This window comes from Comamonas sp. AG1104, assembly GCF_003350425.1.
GTDB classification, from domain to species: Bacteria; Pseudomonadota; Gammaproteobacteria; order Burkholderiales; family Burkholderiaceae_C; genus Comamonas; species Comamonas testosteroni.
Genome location: NZ_QQAS01000002.1, coordinates 682,950 through 700,234, shown reverse-complemented (window position 1 = coordinate 700,234; position 17,285 = coordinate 682,950). Strand labels below are relative to the sequence as shown.

The 17,285-nt window shown below is 63.3% G+C and carries 14 protein-coding genes; 7 read left to right on the top strand and 7 right to left on the bottom strand.

The genetic code is table 11. The features are described from left to right. The first annotated feature begins 45 nt into the window (after positions 1–45). The 7 genes from DFO48_RS07855 to DFO48_RS07825 all read left to right on the top strand — a co-directional run bounded on the left by DFO48_RS07855 (position 46) and on the right by DFO48_RS07825 (position 8,699). The gene (locus tag DFO48_RS07855) at positions 46–1,044 is read left to right on the top strand and encodes a tripartite tricarboxylate transporter substrate-binding protein (protein WP_003076450.1); all 999 of its coding nucleotides are present in this window, start codon (positions 46–48) and stop codon (positions 1,042–1,044) included. A 16-nt stretch (positions 1,045–1,060) separates the two neighbouring features. Next, entirely contained in the window at positions 1,061–2,383 is a 1,323-nt protein-coding gene (locus tag DFO48_RS07850) for a sulfatase (RefSeq protein ID WP_114863029.1), read from the top strand. A 126-nt stretch (positions 2,384–2,509) separates the two neighbouring features. Continuing rightward, entirely contained in the window at positions 2,510–3,517 is a 1,008-nt protein-coding gene (miaA, locus tag DFO48_RS07845) for a tRNA (adenosine(37)-N6)-dimethylallyltransferase MiaA (RefSeq protein WP_034348945.1), read from the top strand. 38 nt (positions 3,518–3,555) lie between these two features. Next, the gene (locus DFO48_RS07840) at positions 3,556–4,290 is read left to right on the top strand and encodes an ABC transporter ATP-binding protein (protein WP_114863028.1); all 735 of its coding nucleotides are present in this window, start codon (positions 3,556–3,558) and stop codon (positions 4,288–4,290) included. After that, positions 4,287–6,935, top strand: a complete 2,649-nt coding sequence (locus DFO48_RS07835; protein WP_114863027.1) for an FtsX-like permease family protein — start codon at positions 4,287–4,289, stop codon at positions 6,933–6,935. Before DFO48_RS07840 ends, DFO48_RS07835 begins: the two co-directional genes overlap by 4 nt. Before the next feature lie 87 nt (positions 6,936–7,022). Next, entirely contained in the window at positions 7,023–7,463 is a 441-nt protein-coding gene (locus tag DFO48_RS07830; RefSeq protein WP_012837327.1) for a VOC family protein, read from the top strand. Between the two features lie 63 nt (positions 7,464–7,526). Further along, positions 7,527–8,699, top strand: a complete 1,173-nt coding sequence (locus DFO48_RS07825; protein ID WP_114863026.1) for a lipocalin-like domain-containing protein — start codon at positions 7,527–7,529, stop codon at positions 8,697–8,699. A gap of 1 nt (position 8,700) precedes the next feature. On the opposite strand, the gene DFO48_RS07820 is transcribed toward DFO48_RS07825, so the two are convergent. From DFO48_RS07820 to DFO48_RS07790, 7 genes are all read right to left on the bottom strand, one after another. After that, the gene (locus DFO48_RS07820) at positions 8,701–9,372 is read right to left on the bottom strand and encodes a TetR family transcriptional regulator (protein WP_003076464.1); all 672 of its coding nucleotides are present in this window, start codon (positions 9,370–9,372) and stop codon (positions 8,701–8,703) included. A gap of 176 nt (positions 9,373–9,548) precedes the next feature. Then, the gene (locus DFO48_RS07815; protein WP_114863125.1) at positions 9,549–11,993 is read right to left on the bottom strand and encodes a membrane-bound PQQ-dependent dehydrogenase, glucose/quinate/shikimate family; all 2,445 of its coding nucleotides are present in this window, start codon (positions 11,991–11,993) and stop codon (positions 9,549–9,551) included. A 221-nt stretch (positions 11,994–12,214) separates the two neighbouring features. Further along, positions 12,215–13,207: a branched-chain amino acid ABC transporter permease gene (locus DFO48_RS07810; protein ID WP_114863025.1), complete on the bottom strand. Its 993-nt coding sequence runs from the start codon at positions 13,205–13,207 to the stop codon at positions 12,215–12,217. 12 nt (positions 13,208–13,219) lie between these two features. Beyond that, positions 13,220–14,104 (bottom strand): branched-chain amino acid ABC transporter permease, encoded by an 885-nt coding sequence (locus tag DFO48_RS07805; RefSeq protein ID WP_003057801.1) that lies wholly within the window; start codon positions 14,102–14,104, stop codon positions 13,220–13,222. Positions 14,105–14,152: 48 nt separating this feature from the next. Beyond that, positions 14,153–15,349 (bottom strand): ABC transporter substrate-binding protein, encoded by a 1,197-nt coding sequence (locus tag DFO48_RS07800; RefSeq protein WP_003076472.1) that lies wholly within the window; start codon positions 15,347–15,349, stop codon positions 14,153–14,155. A gap of 55 nt (positions 15,350–15,404) precedes the next feature. Continuing rightward, positions 15,405–16,124: an ABC transporter ATP-binding protein gene (locus tag DFO48_RS07795; protein WP_003064410.1), complete on the bottom strand. Its 720-nt coding sequence runs from the start codon at positions 16,122–16,124 to the stop codon at positions 15,405–15,407. Positions 16,125–16,243: 119 nt separating this feature from the next. Next, entirely contained in the window at positions 16,244–17,014 is a 771-nt protein-coding gene (locus tag DFO48_RS07790; RefSeq protein WP_114863024.1) for an ABC transporter ATP-binding protein, read from the bottom strand. Positions 17,015–17,285: the final 271 nt, after the last annotated feature.

Below are 17,285 nucleotides of genomic sequence, written 5' to 3'. Positions count from 1 at the left end.
ATGCCTGGACTGGCCAACGCGCCGCACTTTTTGTGATCTCCAGCCATGCATTCCCGCCGCTCATTTCTGCAGCAATCGCTGCTCGCCGCCAGCTCTGCCGGCTTCTCATTAAGCTCCCTGGCCAAAGCCGCCGAGATCTCTGCCGTGCCTCAGGCCAGTCGCATCCTGGTGGGCTTTGGCGCAGGCGGAGGCATCGATCTGCTGGCACGCGTGCTGGCCGAAAGCATCGCAGCACAACTGGGCAAGAGCCACTATGTGGTGGTGGACAACAAGCCCGGCGCCAACGGCCAGATTGCCGCACAGACCCTGCTCAACGCCCCCAGCGACGGCAGCACCTATCTGATCGCGCCGCTGATCACCCCGGTGCTATCGCAGATCGTCTACAAAAAGCCCGGCTACGATCCTGCACGCGACTTCTCTCCGGTAGGTCTGCTCGCGCATTTCCAGTTCGGCCTGGCCGTCCCCGCCAGGCACCCGGCGCGCAATATTCAGGAATATGTGGCCTGGCTCAAGGCCAACCCCGACAAAGCCAACTTCGGCAGCCCCGCCGTGGGCAGCCTGCCGCATTTCTTCGGACTGCTGCTGGGCGAAGCTGCGGGCGTCAACATCGTGCATGTGCCCTACAAGGGCGGCCCGGCCATGATGACGGATCTGATCAGCGGCCAGCTGGCCTCTGCCATCCAGACCACCAGCGAGCTCGCTCCGCTGCACAAGGAAGGCAAGGTGCGCATTCTGGGCACCTTCGGCAGCCAGCGCGGCCGCGAGCTGCCCGATGTGCCGACCTTTGCCGAAGCCGGCTACCCCAAGGCCACAGGCAGCGGCTGGTACAGCCTGTGGGCACGCAAAGGCACTTCGCCCGAAGCCATTGCCGCGGTCAACCGCGCCGTCAACCATGCGCTGCTGGACCCCAAGCTGCAACCCAAATGGGCGGAGCTGTCCCTGCAGCCCGACCCGCGCACGCCGCAGGCGCTGGAGCAGTTGCGCGTGGCCGAAGTCGCCAAGTGGCGTCCCGTGATCACCAACTCCGGCTTTGCCATCGAATAAGCAGAACAACCTACTCATGACCGCACCGAATATCGTTTTCATTCTGGCCGACGATCTCGGCTGGGCCGACCTGGGCGTCTATGGCGCCACCGATTTCAAGACCCCGCACCTGGACCGCCTCGCCACCCAGGGCGTGCGCTTCAATCAGGCCTATGCCAACTCGGCCGTCTGCTCGGCCACCCGCATTGCGCTGATCACCGGGCGCTATCAGTACCGGCTGCAGGCCGGGCTCGAAGAGCCGCTGGCCCGCCATGGTGCGCAACTCGGCCTGCCTGCCGATCACCCCACGCTGCCATCGCTGCTCAAGCAAGCCGGCTACGACACGGCACTGATCGGCAAATGGCATCTGGGCAAGCCGCCCGCCTACGGCCCACAGATCAGCGGCTACGACTACTTCTTCGGCAACCACAGCGGTGCCATCGACTACTTCACGCACAAGCCCGGCGTGGGCGAACAGTTCAGCTCCGACCTCTGGCAAGGCAACGAGCCCGTGCAGCGCACGGGCTACTACACCTACATCCTGGGGGATGAGGCCACGCGCTATGTGCATGAGCGCAAGGGTCAGGACAAGCCTTTTTTCCTGTCACTGCATTTCACTGCGCCGCACTGGCCCTGGGAAGGGCCCGACGACGAGCATGTCGCGCACAGCATCAAGGATCTGTTCCACTACGACGGCGGCAGTCTGAAGAAATACGGCGAAATCGTCGAGGCCCTGGACAAGGCCGTAGGCCAGGTACTGCAGGCGCTCGATGACAGCGGCCAGGCTGACAACACCATTGTCATCTTCACCAGCGACAACGGCGGCGAGCGCTTTTCCAAGACCTGGCCCTTCACGGGCCAGAAGACCGAGCTGCTCGAAGGCGGCATCCGCGTGCCCACGCTGCTGCGCTGGAGCGCCCGCATCCAACCCCAGGTCCAGGAGCAGGTCACGGCCAGCTTTGACTGGCTGCCCACGCTGCTGGCTGCTGCCGGAGCCAGACAACACCCGGATTTCCCGAGTGACGGCCAGAACATCCTGCCCATACTGGAAGGCCACGCGGCCCAAACGGAGCGCAGCCTGTTCTGGCGCTACAAATCCCAGGCCCAGCGTGCCGTGCGCCAGGGTCCCTGGAAATACCTCAAGATCAACGACAACGAGTTCTTGTTCAATGTGGAGGAGGACGCCCGCGAGCGCGCCAATCTCAAGGTGCATCAGCCCGAGATCTTTGCCGAACTGCGCAGGCAATGGGAGCAGTGGAACGAGCAGTTGCTGCCCATCACGGCAGAAAACTACAGCCACGGCCTCTCGCCCGATATTCAGGCCGACCGCTATGTGCCGGAACGACTGAGCCAGGGCTAGGCCGGGCAGGTCACTAAATCCCGCCGCTGCCGCAAGGCGGCAGGCTGCGTTATCCTTCACAACCAGCAAGAACCAATGGCCGACGGTCATTGGTTCTTGTGCTTTGACCTGTACGGATTTCGCCCCATGACTGCTGCCCACGCCCTGCCCTGTATCGCCATTGCCGGCCCCACTGCCTCGGGCAAGACTGCGGCAGCGCTGGCATTGGCCGAGCGGCTGGCGCAACGCGGTCAGAAGGCCGAGATCATCAGCGTGGATTCGGCCCTGGTCTACAAAGGCATGGACATCGGCACGGCCAAGCCCACGGCGGCAGAGCTGGCCGCCGTCCCGCATCACCTCATCGACATCATCGATCCGTTGCAGGCCTACAGCGCGGCCGAGTTCGTGCGCGACACGCAGAAGCTGGTCGATGAAATCCGCGCCCGCCAGGCCATACCTCTGCTGGTGGGCGGCACCATGCTGTATTTCAAGGCGCTGATGGACGGGCTCGACGATATGCCCGCAGCCAACCCCGACGTGCGCGCCATGCTGGACGCGCAGGCCGCCGAGCTGGGCTGGCCCGCCATGCATGCAAGACTGGCCCAGGTGGACCCCGTCACCGCCGCACGCCTGGCCCCCGGCGACAGCCAGCGCATCCAGCGCGCACTCGAGGTCTGGCAGGTCTCGGGCAAACCGCTTTCGAGCTTTCACACGACCAGAAGCAAGACAGGCCCTGCAGAACAGATGGGACTTGCAATGCTTTTCTCGCTGGAGCCTGCAGAGCGAGCCTGGCTGCACCAGCGCATTGCGCTGCGCTTTGACCTGATGCTGGAGCAGGGCTTCCTCGACGAAGTGCGCAGCCTGCGCGCGCGCGGCGATCTGCATCTGAACCTGCCCTCGATGCGCTGCGTGGGCTATCGCCAGGCCTGGGAAGTGCTGGACGCGCTGGAGGCCGATCCCGGCAAACCGCTGGACATGGCAGGCCTGCGCGAGCGCGGCATCGCTTCCACGCGCCAGTTGGCCAAGCGCCAGATCACCTGGCTGCGCTCCATGCCCCAGCGCCATGCCATTGCCTGCGATGCGCCGGGCGCCCAGCAGCAACTGCTGGATGCGGCCATGGCGGCCATTGACGCAGCACAGCAGGCCGCAAGCTAAGGACCTTTCGCAGCAGCGTCCCTCGTTAAGATCGCTGCATGGCTGCCACCGACTCACCCCACGCCCATCCGCTGCTGCAGGTCAGCGACCTTGCCAAACTCTATGGCGAGGGCGAGGCCCAGACCACGGTCTTTGCGCAGGTGAGCTGCGAGATCGCCGCCGGCGAATTTGTCGCCATCGTCGGCAACTCCGGCGTGGGCAAATCCACCTTCCTCAACTGCCTGGCCGGGCTGGACAGCTGGCAGCAAGGCCGGGTTCTGCACAACGGCACGGATCTGTCCACGCTCGATGAAGCCCGGCGCGCCATCTGGCGGCGCGCGCATCTGGGCTTTGTGTTCCAGGCCTTTCATGTGCTGCCCCATCTCGATGTGGCGCAGAACATTGCCCTGCCGCTGATGCTGCTGAGCCGCATGGACGGCCAGGGTCAGCAGCGCGTGCAGCAGGTGCTGCAAGCCGTGGGACTCGCGGGTCTGGGCCAGCGCCTGCCCCAGCAGCTCAGCGGTGGCCAGTTGCAGCGCGTGGCCATTGCGCGTGCCCTGGTGCATTCACCGCCTCTGCTGCTGGCCGATGAGCCCACGGGCAATCTCGACCCGTCCACTGCCCAGCAGATCATGGATTTGCTGCTGCAGCAAACCCGCGACAACGGCACGGCGCTGGTACTGGTCACCCATTCCGCAGAAGCTGCCAGGCGCGCCGACCGCGTGCTGCGCCTGACGGCAGACGGCATGCAGGCCGAGCTCTCGACATCGCAGCAAAGCGCGCTAGGCCTGTGACTTCACACCCCCCGCTTCTTCTGCTGCTGACCAGCTTTTCCTGGCAGGAGCTGCGCCAGCACCCCTGGCGCACGGCCACGGCGCTGATTGCCATCATGCTGGGAGTGGCGCTGGGCTTTGCCGTCCATGTGATCAACCAGTCGGCGCTGGACGAATTCTCCAGGGCCGTGCGCAGCGTCAACGGCCAGCCCGATCTGCAGCTGCACGCCATGCAGGGTGGCCTGCCGCTGGCCCTCTACCCCCAGGTCGCACAGGCCCAAGGCGTCGCCAGCGCCGTGCCCTGGGTCGAAACCACGGTGTTGCTGCCCGCCAGCAGCGCAGATCCGCAGACGCGCGGCACACAAGGAGCGGCGCAAGGCGTGAGCTTGCGCGTGCTCGGCAGCGATGCCCTCAAGCTCGCCCCTGTCGCCCCGGCATTGATGCCACGCCTGTTTGAGGGCGGCAACCGGCTCGATCTGTTTGCTCCCGACGCCGTGTTTCTCAATGCTGCAGCCTTGCAGGCCCTGCGACTGAGTCCTGAGCAAGCCGTCAACGCCCCCATGCAATGGCTGCTCAACGGCCAGGCCCAGCAACTTCGCATTGCGGGCACGGTCGCCGCCAGCGGCGCACCGGTCGTAGTCATGGACATTGCCGCACTGCAGCAGAAGCTAGGCCTGTTTGAGCGCATCGACCGGCTGGACCTATTGCTCACCGACAGCGCCAGCCGCAGCCAGGTGGCCACCGCCCTGCACGCCCTGGCAGCCTGGCAAGACCAGATACTGATCCAGCAGCCCAGCGACGATCAGCAGCGCGTGGGCGAGATGTCGCGCGCCTACCGCGTCAACCTCACGGTGCTGGCACTGGTGGCCTTGTTCACGGGAGCGTTTCTGGTGTTCTCCGTGCTGGCGCTCAGCGTGGCCCAGCGCGCGCCGCAGTTTGCACTGCTGGCCGTGCTCGGAGCCACGCCACGCCAGCGCATGGCACTGGTGCTGCTGGAAGCGCTGGCGCTGGGGACTCTGGGCAGCCTGGCCGGCATCGCGCTGGGTACGGGGCTGGCCTGGCTGGCGCTGCAGGTGCTGGGCGGGGATCTGGGCGGCGGATTCTTTGCCGGCGTGCAGCCTGCCCTTCACTGGAGCCCTGTGGCGGCGCTGGTCTTCGGTCTGCTGGGCCTTGCCGCCACGCTGGCTGGGGCCTGGTGGCCGGCACGCGCTGCCATGGATCTGCCGCCAGCGGCCACGCTCAAGGGACTGGGCAGCACGCATGAGAGAGCGCCGCGCCTGTGGCCAGCTGTGGCGCTGCTTGCAGCCAGCCTGGTGCTGGCCTTTATGCCGCCGGTCGCAGGTGTCCCGCTGGCCGCCTATATGGCCGTGGGCCTGCTGTTGCTGGGCGGCATGGCAGCCCTGCCCTGGCTGCTGGGGGCTGTGCTGGCACTGGTGCCCAACGCCTTCTCGCGCCAACCGCTGGCCATGCTGGCGCTGGAGCGCGCGCGGCGCATGCGCCACGCCACTACCGTGGCCGTGGGCGGTGTGGTGGCCAGCCTGAGCCTGGCCGTGGCCCTGACGGTGATGGTCACCAGCTTTCGCGGCAGCATGATGGAGTGGCTGGACGCCGTGTTGCCCGCCCCCATGTATGTGCGCGCGGCCGGCGGCTCCAGCCGTGTCGATGCAGCCCTGCTGCCGGCCGATGCGGCGCAGCGCCTGGAGCAGCTACCCGGCATAGAACGAGCCCAGGCCATGCGCAGCAGCCAGTTGGTACTCAGCCCCGAACGCCCGGCCCTGAGTCTGCTGATTCGCCCGCTTCAAGGTGAGCAGGCCATGCAGCTTCCCTGGGTGGAGGGGCCACTGCGCCAGCCCCGCGCGGGCATTGCCGTGCACATCAGCGAAGCCGTGGCTCAGCTCTATGGCTTGAAGCCCGGCGACAGCTGGCCCCTGCTCTCCAAGGCTTTCAGTCTTCAAACTCAGGGCCATCAAGCGCCAGCAACTTCTTTTTACATAGCATCCGTATGGCGCGACTATGTGCGTCAGTTCGGTGCCGTGGCAATGGACTGGAAGGACTACCTGGCGCTGGTGGGTCATGCAGGCAATGCAGCACAGATCAGCGAGATCGCCGTCTGGCCAGAGTCCCAAAGCCAGCTGTCAGGCACCGATCTGCAAGCAGCGATAGAGCAGGCCCTCGGCACGCCGGGGCAGCCACCTCCGGCGCTGGAGTTTGTCAGCAGCCAGGCGCTGCGCGAGCGCTCCTTGCGCATTTTCGATCGCAGCTTTGCCGTCACCTACTGGCTGCAGGCTGTGGCCATAGGCATAGGCCTGTTCGGCATTGCCGCCAGCTTCAGCGCCCAGGTGCTGGCCAGGCGCAAGGAGTTCGGGCTGCTGGCCCATCTGGGCCTGACACGGCGCAATGTGCTGAGCGTGGTCGCCGCCGAGGGTCTGGCCTGGACCCTGCTGGGCACCATCGCGGGCACGCTGCTGGGGCTGGGCGTAGCCGTGATTCTGGTGCATGTGGTCAACCCGCAGAGCTTTCACTGGACCATGGAGCTGCGCCTGCCTCTGCTGCGCCTGCTGGCACTGGGCGCTGCCGTGGTGCTGGCAGGCGTCATCACCGCGTGGCTGGCCGGGCGCCGGGCCGCCAGTGCCGACGCGGTGCTGGCCGTCAAGGAGGACTGGTAGCTATACCAGCACCCCTGTCAGCGTTTTTCACATGATTGCGCCATGGCGCGGCGCACAATGAAACCTCAACCCCTGCGAGGAGTCCGTATGCAAATCCAGCCCTATCTCTTTTTCGACGGTCGCTGCGAAGAGGCCCTGGATTTCTACCAGGCCGCTCTGGGGGCCGAGATCACCATGCTGATGCGCTACAAGGATGCTCCGCCGCAACCCGAGTCATCGAGCCAGCAAGGCTGCGGCCCGGGCCAGATGGATCCCGAAAAAATCATGCACGCCAATGTCCAGATTGGCGAGACGCAGATCATGGCATCTGACGGCATGAATGGCGGCAAGCCCGACTTCAAAGGCTTTTCTCTGTCCATCACCGCGCCCAGCGAGAATGAGGCCGACCGCATCTTCGCCGCCATCGGCCAGGGCGGCAAGGTACAGATGGCGCTGGACACCACGTTTTTTGCGCGTCGTTTTGGCGTGGTGACCGACCGCTTCGGGGTCAGCTGGATGGTGATCGTTCCCCTGGTCGATATCGGCTGAGGCAGCGCAAAGCAGCACCTCGGGATCATGGCATTGCGCTGATCGGCTCGGCGACAATGGGCCATGCCTTATCAGCCCACGCCCTCCCAGCTTCGACAACCGGCACTGCAGGCCCTGTCACGCAGGCAGTCCTTGCAGACGCTGGCTGCTGCCGCTCTGGGCTGGGCGACTCTGGGCCTGCCTCTGCCAGGCATGGCTTTGCCGTCCAGAACCTTGCAGTTTCCGCGCGACTTCGGCAGCCACCCTGATCTGCAGACGGAGTGGTGGTACATCACCGGGCAGTTGCAGGCCGGCGGCAAGCCCTGGGGCTTTCAGCTGACTTTCTTTCGCTCGCGCATCGAAGCCGCGCAAGGCCTGCAATCGGCGCTCGCGGCCAAGCAGCTGATCTTTGCCCATGCTGCCCTGTGCGATGTCGAGGGCCAAAAGCTGCGCCACGACCAGCGCATGGCGCGCGCGGGGCTGGGCCTGGCCGGAGCCGGCGAAAACGATACCGATGTGCATATCGGAGACTGGTATCTGCAGCGTCGCCCCGTACCGGGACAAGCCGCCAGCCAAGCCAGCCACTACCGCGCCCTGCTCCAGGCCAAGGACTTCACTCTGGATCTAGCATTCAACAGCACGCAGCCCCTGCTGCTGCAGGGCTTGAATGGTCTTTCACGCAAAGGACCGCGTGAGGAACAGGCCAGCTACTACTACAGCCAGCCTCAGCTTGAGGTCGGCGGCTCCATCACCGTGGGCGGGCAGCAACTGCCTGTGCAAGCCAGCGCACGCAACCGCGCCTGGCTGGACCATGAATGCAGCGCGGCCATCATGGACCCGGAGGCTCAGGGCTGGGACTGGATAGGCATGAACCTCGATGACGGCAGCGCCCTCACGGCCTTTCATCTTCGCCGCCGCAATGGCTCGGCACTCTGGGCCGGCGGCTCATTCCGCGTACCGAACCAGAGCGCTCAAATCTTTGCCGCCGATCAGGTGCGGTTTGAGCCCCTGCGCCACTGGAGCAGCCCGCACAGCAAAGCAAGTTACCCTGTGGCCTGGAGCGTGCAGACACCGGCGGGCCGTTTCGAGGTTCATGCGCTGGTGGACGACCAGGAACTGGACAGCCGCGCCAGCACCGGCGCCATTTACTGGGAAGGTCTGTGCGAGCTGCGCAGCATCGGCGCCGATGGCAAAAGCGTCCGCGTAGGCAGCGGCTACCTGGAAATGACCGGCTATGCGAATGCGCTAAGGCTTTAGATCAGCCCTGCTCCTTGCAAACCAGAGCGCCGAGCTGATCGAGCAGCAGCTGCAGATGGCGCGCGCGCAGGTTCTCGCCCAAGAGATCGACCTGCAGCAGGCTGTGCCAGGTCGCAGCATGGTCCACGCGGAAGCCGGACAGGGCCGAAATCAGATAGTGGACATCGACCGCGCTCAGCTGGTCCTTGAACAGGCCCTGCGCCACGCCGCGCTGCAGGATGCGCTCGATAGGCTCCAGCGCCGCCTTGCGCAACAGCTCGGTCTTGGAGATCTGGCCCAGCATCTCGCCACCCTGGAAATTCTCCTGCAGCACCAGACGCGTGAACTCCCGGTTCTGCTCGTGATACTCGAAGCTCCTTTGCGCCAGCGCATGCAGCGCCTGCAAGGGCTCCAGCGCATCGAGATTGAGCTGCTCCTCCGACTCGCGAATATCCGAGTAGCTCTGCTCGATGACCGCGAGGTACACATCTTTCTTGTTGCCGAAGTAGTAGTAGAGCATGCGCTTGGCGCAGCCCGCCTTGGCGGCAATGCGCTCGAGCCTCGCTCCGTCATAGCCGTAATTGGCAAACTCGGTCTTGCCCGCGTCCAGCAGGGCTCGGCGCATATCGGCCGATGCCGCGTCTGCCGAAGGCTGCTGGCTCAGTGAAGTTTCAAGACCTTGCTGCTCGCTCACGACCACATCTCCATTGATTCGGGCGCGCCAGCGTACCACGCAGCGCAGGCATGAAAAATGCCCCCACGCTTGCCACTGCGTGTGGTCGGGGGCGCTTTTCATCCTGGGGCGGCCCGGCAATGAAAAAAGCCATGGCTCTGCCGAGCCATGGCTGTTCGGTTCAATGCCTGCGTCGCCTATTTCCCGCTATCGGGCAATGCGTAGGCAATCACATAGTCACCGCGGTCGGGCGACTGGCGGGCGCCGCCGGCCGAGATCACCACATACTGCTTGCCGGTTCTTGGCGACTTGTAGGTCATGGGGCCGCCCTGGCTGCCAACTGGCAGGCGGCCCTTCCAGATTTCCTTGCCGGTGGCGCTATCCCAGGCGCGCAGATAGTAATCCTGCGTGCCGGCAAAGAACACCAGACCGCCCTGGGTCGCCAGAGTGCCGCCCAGTGTGGGCAGGCCCACAGGCATGGGCATGCGCATCTTGATGCCCATGGGGCCCTGATCCTGCACCGTGCCCACGGGCACCTGCCAGACCACTTGCTGGGTCTTCATGTCGATGGCCGTGAGCGTACCGAACGGAGGCTTCTGGCAAGGAATGCCCAGAGGCGACATAAAACGATCCTTGATCACCGCATAGGGAGTGCCTCCCAGCGGCACCTGACCCATGCCGGTGTTGGGCGCTTCACCGCCGTCGGACAGCTTGTCCTTTTTCTGCTGCGGCATCATCTGCACCCACAGGCCCAGACGCATGTCGTTCACAAAGATCAGATTGTTGCCGGGATCCGCAGACAGGCCGCCCCAGTTCATGCCGCCCAGCGAACCCGGGAAGCTCAGCGACACATCGGTACCAGGCGCCGTGAACAGGCCTTCATAGCGCATGGACTTGAACTTGATGCGGCAGATCAGTTGATCCACCGGCGTCGCGCCCCACATGTCGGCTTCGGTCAAGGTCTTGGTGCCGATCTGCGGCATGCCCACGGACAAAGGCTGGGTCGGGGCGTACTTTTCGCCGGGAATATGACCAGGCTTGACGGCAATGTCTTCCACCTTGGTCAGCGGCTTGCCGCTGTGGCGGTCCAGCACAAAGATCTGACCGGCCTTGGTACCGACCACCAGCGCTGGGGTCGTCTTGCCACCCTGCTGGGGGAAATCGATCAGCGTGGGAGCCATGGGAAGGTCGAAGTCCCACAAGTCGTTGTGCACCGTCTGGTACACCCATTTCTCCTTGCCTGTGGCGGCATCCAGCGCGAGGATGGAAGCACCGTACTTCAGGTCCGCTGCAGAGCGCGTGGCGCCATACAGGTCCACCGAAGCCGATCCCATGGGCAGGTACACAGTATTGGAGCTCGGGTCGTAGGTCGTTCCCGCCCAGACATTGGCCGATGAGCGGGTGTAGGTCTGGCCGGGCTTGAGCACTTCATTGGGCGTGGCTGAGCCGGAGTCGAATGCCCAGCGCTGTGCGCCAGTCATTACATCGAAGCCGCGAATCACGCCACCGGGCATGTCCACCTGCACGTTGTCGGCCACGCGGCCGCCGACCACCACCGTGGTGCCGGCCACCGTGGGGGCCGATGTCAGGGTGTAGAAGGCGGGATTGGAGACATTGCCAATGCCCTGCTTGAGGTCGACCACGCCGTGATCGCCAAACTCGCCGCACAGCTCGCCGTTGTCTGCGTTGATCGCAAACAGACGTGCATCGATGGTGTTCATCAGAATGCGGCGTTTGCAGGTGGCGCCAGCAGGCAGGCTCACCGCCTGCACAGGAGTCGATCCCGGCACGCTGGGCTGAGCCAGTGCGGCATCCGCATCAAAGTAGGCAAGGCCTCGGCAGCGCTCCCACACACCGCCCACATGGGAGTTGGTGTCATGGCGCCACAGTTGCTTGCCGGTGTCGGCGTCCAGCGCAATCACGTTGTTGCTGGGCGTGCAGACAAACACCTTGTCGCCCACCTGCAGCGGTGTGGTCTGGTCTTCAGCGCCGGCCCCCGTGGACTTGGGTACGTCGCCAGTGTGAAAAGTCCAGGCCACCTGCAGCTGGTTGACGTTGTCCACGTTGATCTGATCCAGCGCGGCAAAGCGGTCATTATTGCTGCTGTTGCCGTAATGGCTCCAGTCCTTTTGCTCGCTGGCCGCATCCACTGGCTTGCGTGCCACGGCAGACTGGGCCTGCACCTCGGGGTGAATCTGGAACATGGACACAAATGCCGCCAGGCCAGCGACCAGCATGACCGCCGCTGCAGCAAATGGCGCCTTGCTGGACGACGCCTTGCCCGGCTCACCAGCCTTACGCAGCAGGGGCATGCTGGCCAGCACCACCACGGCAGCAAAGGTCAAGGCCAGCAGACGCGAAATCAGGCTCCAGTAATCCAGACCGACTTCGGCCAGCGCCCATAGCACGGTCGCGCCGAAAGTGCTCAGGTAAAGCCATGCACCGCTCACTCGGCGGCGAACCAGTTGCACGCCGGACAGCAGCAGCCCCAGGCCAGCGAGCAAAAAGTACCAGCTGCCGCCCAGGCTGATGAGCTTGCCGCCGCCTATCAAGAAGAACAGGCCGGCAAGCGCCAGCGCCGCCCCCAGAACCCAGAGCCAGATGCGCGCGGCCAAGGGCTGCGCCTGCTCCCGATGTGTCATATCGAACCTCGAACTGTATGCGCCTGCACGCGCACCGGCATCCGGCTGCACTCAGGCATTTTTGAAATGAGAAAAAAAGTCCATTGTTGTGAGAAATAAAGTCCATCGCTTGCAAACGTGTACCAGAAATTTCAGAAATCTCTGAAATTTCCATCTTTACGAGGGATTCAGGGCAACAAAAAAGGCCGCAGATGCGGCCTTTGGAGAGAGGACGAAACGCCTTATTTGCGACGTTGCAGCCAGGCGATCAGCTCGCCCATGATGCCCTTGCGGAACAGCAGCACACAGAGCACAAAGATCAGGCCGGTGACGATGGTGACCGACTCGCCCAGCGTGCTGAACCATTCCACGCCGGTTGCATGGGCCAGGAAGCCGCCGAACTCACCAATCTTGTTTTCCAGCGCCACGACGACCGCCGAACCCAGCAGCGGACCCGACAGCGTGCCCAGCCCCCCCATCAGCGTCATCAGAATCACATGACCGGAGGTGGTCCAGTGCACATCGGACAAGGTGGCAAAGCCCAGCACCAGGGTCTTGAGGGAACCGGCCAGACCCGTCAGGGCCGCAGAGATGACAAAGGCCAGCAGCTTGAAGCGGTTGACGTCATAACCCAGCGAGATGGCACGCGGCTCGTTCTCCTTGATGGCCTTGAGCACCTGCCCGAACGGCGAGTGGATGGTGCGCACGATGAGTAGAAAAGCCGCTGCCACAATGATCAGCGCCACGTAGTACATGACCATATCGCTGCTCAGATCGATCACGCCGAACAGCTTGCCACGCGGCACGCCCTGCAGGCCGTCTTCGCCGCCTGTGAACTTGGCCTGCAGCGCGACAAAGAACAGCATCTGTGCCAGCGCCAGCGTGATCATGGAGAAATAAATGCCCTGGCGACGGATGGCCAGCCAGCCAAAGATCAGGCCCAGCAGACCGCCGACCACCGTACCCAGCAACATGCCGACTTCGGGCGTAAAGCCCCAGGCCTTGATGGTGTAGCCCGCCACATAGGCCGCACCGCCCAGAAACGCGGCGTGGCCGAAGGACAGCAGACCCGTATAGCCCAGCAAGAGATTGAAGGCCGAAGCAAACAGTGCAAAGCACATCAGCTTCATGACAAAAACCGGATAGGCACCGAGGAAGGGCGCGACGATCAGGCCCAGCAGCAGCAGGCCATAGCCCACGGGGGCAATGCGTTGAACAAGCGTCTTGGATTTCATGTCGTGCCCCTCTTATTTTTCTTTACCGAACAAGCCAGCGGGGCGAATCAGCAAAACAATGACCATGATGAAAAACACGACGGTGGACGATGCTTCAGGCCAGAAAACCTTGGTCAGCCCTTCGATGACACCCAGCGCCAGACCGGTGAGGATGGAGCCCATGATGGAGCCCATGCCGCCGATCACCACCACGGCAAACACCACGATGATCAGGTTCTGCCCCATCAGCGGCGTGACCTGGTAGACGGGAGCGGCCAGCACGCCGGCAAAAGCCGCCAGCGCTGCACCGAAGGCATAGGTCAGCGTGATCATCACGGGCACGTTGACGCCGAAAGCCTCGACCAGGCGCGGGTTTTCGGTGCCGGCACGCAGATAGGCACCGATGCGCGTCTTCTCGATCACAAACCAGGTTGCCACGCACACCACGATGGAAGCCACAACCACCCAGGCGCGGTAATTGGGCAGGATCATGAAGCCCAGATTGGTCGCGCCTTCGAGCAGCTCGGGCGTGTCATAGCCCAGGCCCGAGACGCCATAGACGGAGCGAAACACCCCCTCGATCAGCAGCGACAGCCCCAGCGTCAGCAGCAGGCCGTAGAGATGATCGAGCTTGTAGATCCAGCGCAGCAAAAAGCGCTCGATCAACACCCCCAGAATCCCCACCAGCACCGGCGACAGGATCAGCATCACCCAGTAGTTGATGCCGAAATAGCTCATGGCCATCCAGGTGCACATGGCCCCCAGCATGAACAGGGCGCCATGCGCAAAGTTGATGACATTGAGCAGGCCGAAGATCACGGCCAGGCCCAGACTCAGAATTGCGTAGAACGAACCGTTGACCAGCCCCAGAAGGAGCTGGCTCATCAGGCCGGGCAATGAAACGCCGAAGATTTCCATGAGAGATACGCTGGTGAGGGTGAGGTGTGCATCAAACCGGTAGCGCCATTACTTCCAGAGCGCGCACTTGGTTTCGGCCTTGGTGGTCCAGACCGTATCGGCAGGCAACTTGGTCAGCACCTTGAGGTAATCCCAGGGCTTGGTGGATTCGCTGGGCTTCTTGGCCTCGACCAGATACATGTCGTGGGCGAAAGTGCCGTCGGGACGGATCACGCCCTTGCCGTAGAAGTCGTTGATGGGCGTGCTCTTGAGGTGGGCCATCACCTTGTCGGCATTGGTGGTCTTCACCGCTTCCACGGCCTTCAGATAGTTCATCACGGCCGAGTAGTCGGCGGCCTGCACATCGGTAGGCATGCGCTTGGTCTTGGCAAAGAACTTGTTGGCGAACTTGCGCGATTCGTCGTTCATGTCCCAGTACCAGCTGGTGGTGTGCAGCAGGCCTTCGGTGTTCTTCAGGCCCAGGCTGTGGATGTCGGTCAGGAAGACCAGCAGACCGGCGGTCTTCATGGTCTTGTTGATGCCGAACTCCTTGGCCGCCTTGATGGCATTGATGGTGTCGCCGCCCGCATTGGCCAGACCCAGGATATGGGCCTTGGAGCTTTGCGCCTGCAGCAGGAAAGACGAAAAGTCCGAGGCGTTGAGCGGGTGCTTGACCGAGCCCAGCACCTTGCCGCCCTTGGCGTTGATGACCTTGGTGGTGTCGGCCTCCAGCGCCTGGCCGAACGCATAGTCGGCCGTCAGGAAGAACCAGTCCTTGCCGCCGCGATCCACCACGGCACCGCCCGTACCCTTGGCCAGGGCCACGGTGTCGTAGGCGTAGTGCACGGTATAGGGGTTGCACTGCTCGTTGGTCAGCGCAGAAGAGCCCGCGCCGCTGTTGAAGTGAACGCGCTTTTTCTCGTTGGCGATCTGGGACACCGCCAGTGCCGTGCCGGAATTGGTGCCGCTGAAGACCATGGAGATGCCCTGCGTATCAATCCATTCGCGCACCTTGGAGGCAGCGATGTCGGCCTTGTTCTGATGGTCTGCGCTGACCAGCTCGATGGGCTGGCCCAGGGCCTTGCCGCCGAAGTCGTCAATCGCCATCTGCATGGCGACCGCACCGTTCTTGCCCTCCACATCGGCATACAGGCTGGACATATCGGTGACGAAACCGATCTTCACCTTTTCCTGGGCCTGGGCCAGAGGGCTGGACAGGCCGGCCACAGCCAGCATGCACGAGAGAACGCTCAGTTTTGCTTTCATCTTTATCTCCACGGGTTGGTTCTTTGTTATGAACGAATGGGAATTGCTTGCAGGCTCAGACGCCCAGCAGTTCGTTGAGTACGGACATCTTCTCGTCCAGTTCGCTGGCTCCGAAGCGCAAGGCGACATGGCCGTGCTCGACCACATAGAAGCGGTCGGCCAGCGGCGCGGCAAAGCGGAAGTTCTGCTCCACCATCACCACGGTGTAGCCCTTTTCGCGCAGCGTGGTGATCATCCGGGCCAGGGTCTGGACGATGACGGGTGCCAGGCCTTCGGAAATCTCGTCGAGCAACAACAGGCGCGCGCCCGTGCGCAGAATCCGCGCCACGGCCAGCATCTGCTGCTCGCCGCCCGACAGGCGCGTGCCCTGGCTGTTCCTGCGCTCATAGAGATTGGGGAACATCTGGTAGATCTCGTCGATGCTCATCCCCGGCTCGCCGGTCTTGAGCGGCGGCGGCAGCATCAGATTCTCTTCACAGGACAGGCTGGAGAAAATGCCGCGCTCCTCGGGGCAGTAACCCACGCCCAGGTGGGCGATCTTGTGCGTGGGCATGTGAATGGTTTCCACGCCATTGATCCTGATCGAGCCCTTGCGCGAGCCGGTCAGCCCCATGATGGCGCGCAGCGTGGAAGTGCGCCCCGCGCCATTGCGGCCGAGCAAGGTCACCACCTCGCCGGGATTGACCACCAGATCCATGCCATGCAGCACATGGGATTCGCCATACCAGGCATTGAGCCCCGAAATTTCCAGCGCCGGAGTACTTGTCTTATTCATTGTTCATCTGATCTCAAAACTGGCACGAACCCAAGTCAGAAACACCAAGCAAAGGCCGCCCTGCGGCGAAGCTGCCGTCCCCCTCAGGGGGAAGCCGCAAAGCGGCACAGGGGGAGCCATCAGTGCGCCCCCTGAAGCTGCCCGTCAGTGGTCCCCATATAGGCTTCCATCACCTGCGGATTGCGCGAAACCTCTTCGTAGCGCCCTTCGGCCAGAACGGCGCCGCGCTGCAGCACGGTGATGCGATCGGCGATGGTGGCGATCACCTTCATGTTGTGCTCCACCATGAGAATGGTGCGGCCGGCAGAGACCTTCTTAATGAGCTGCGTCACGCGGTCCACATCCTCATGGCCCATGCCCTGTGTGGGCTCGTCCAGCAGCATCAGCTCGGGCTCCATGGCCAGCGTGGTGGCGATCTCCAGGGCGCGCTTGCGACCATAGGGCAGGTTCACGGTCACCTCGTCGGCCAGATCCTGCAGACCGACTTCGGTCAGCAATTCCATGGCGCGGTCGTTGAGCTGATTGAGCGTCTTCTCGCTGGTCCAGAACTGGTAGGCCGTGCCCAGCTTGCGCTGCAGGCCTATGCGCACGTTCTCCAGCAAGGTGCAGTGCGGAAATACGGCGGAAATCTGAAACGAGCGAATCACGCCGCGCCGCGCAATCTGCGCCGGCGCCTCGCGGGTAATGTCCAGCCCGTTGAAGTGGATGCTCCCGGAAGTGGGCTCCAGAAACTTGGTCAGCAGATTGAAGCAAGTGGTCTTGCCCGCGCCATTGGGTCCGATCAGCGCGTGAATGGAGCCACGCTGCACGGCCAGATCCACCTTGCTGACGGCGGTAAAGCCTTTGAACTCTTTGGTGAGTTGCCTGGTTTCGAGAATAAGGTCGCTCATGCGCTGGCCGTCAGTCCTGAATGCTGCAAAACAAAGAGGGGAGCAACTTGCTGTGCTTCCTCTGCCTGAGCGGCATCTTGGTCTTTCATGCTGCAGTGCCGCAGCGGGAAACTCCTAGGAATGAAGAGCCGTCGGACTTATGCTTTCCCTAATCCTCCATAAAACAAATAGCAACAACAGAAGTAACTGCAAACTTCAAACTCATCGCAACTGCAAGTCACGCCAGAGCCAGCGGCATCCACAGGAATGTCAGCATCCACTTCGAACTCTC

Excerpts from the sequence above, each read along its gene's own strand:
- DFO48_RS07855 (WP_003076450.1), top strand. The coding sequence starts at position 46 with ATGCATTCCCGCCGCTCATTTCTGCAGCAATCGCTGCTCGCCGCCAGC.
- DFO48_RS07850 (WP_114863029.1), top strand. The coding sequence starts at position 1,061 with ATGACCGCACCGAATATCGTTTTCATTCTGGCCGACGATCTCGGCTGG.
- miaA (WP_034348945.1), top strand. The coding sequence starts at position 2,510 with ATGACTGCTGCCCACGCCCTGCCCTGTATCGCCATTGCCGGCCCCACT.
- DFO48_RS07840 (WP_114863028.1), top strand. The coding sequence starts at position 3,556 with ATGGCTGCCACCGACTCACCCCACGCCCATCCGCTGCTGCAGGTCAGC.
- DFO48_RS07830 (WP_012837327.1), top strand. The coding sequence starts at position 7,023 with ATGCAAATCCAGCCCTATCTCTTTTTCGACGGTCGCTGCGAAGAGGCC.
- DFO48_RS07825 (WP_114863026.1), top strand. The coding sequence starts at position 7,527 with ATGCCTTATCAGCCCACGCCCTCCCAGCTTCGACAACCGGCACTGCAG.
- DFO48_RS07815 (WP_114863125.1), bottom strand. The coding sequence starts at position 11,993 with ATGACACATCGGGAGCAGGCGCAGCCCTTGGCCGCGCGCATCTGGCTC.
- DFO48_RS07810 (WP_114863025.1), bottom strand. The coding sequence starts at position 13,207 with ATGAAATCCAAGACGCTTGTTCAACGCATTGCCCCCGTGGGCTATGGC.
- DFO48_RS07805 (WP_003057801.1), bottom strand. The coding sequence starts at position 14,104 with ATGGAAATCTTCGGCGTTTCATTGCCCGGCCTGATGAGCCAGCTCCTT.
- DFO48_RS07800 (WP_003076472.1), bottom strand. The coding sequence starts at position 15,349 with ATGAAAGCAAAACTGAGCGTTCTCTCGTGCATGCTGGCTGTGGCCGGC.
- DFO48_RS07795 (WP_003064410.1), bottom strand. The coding sequence starts at position 16,124 with ATGAATAAGACAAGTACTCCGGCGCTGGAAATTTCGGGGCTCAATGCC.
- DFO48_RS07790 (WP_114863024.1), bottom strand. The coding sequence starts at position 17,014 with ATGAGCGACCTTATTCTCGAAACCAGGCAACTCACCAAAGAGTTCAAA.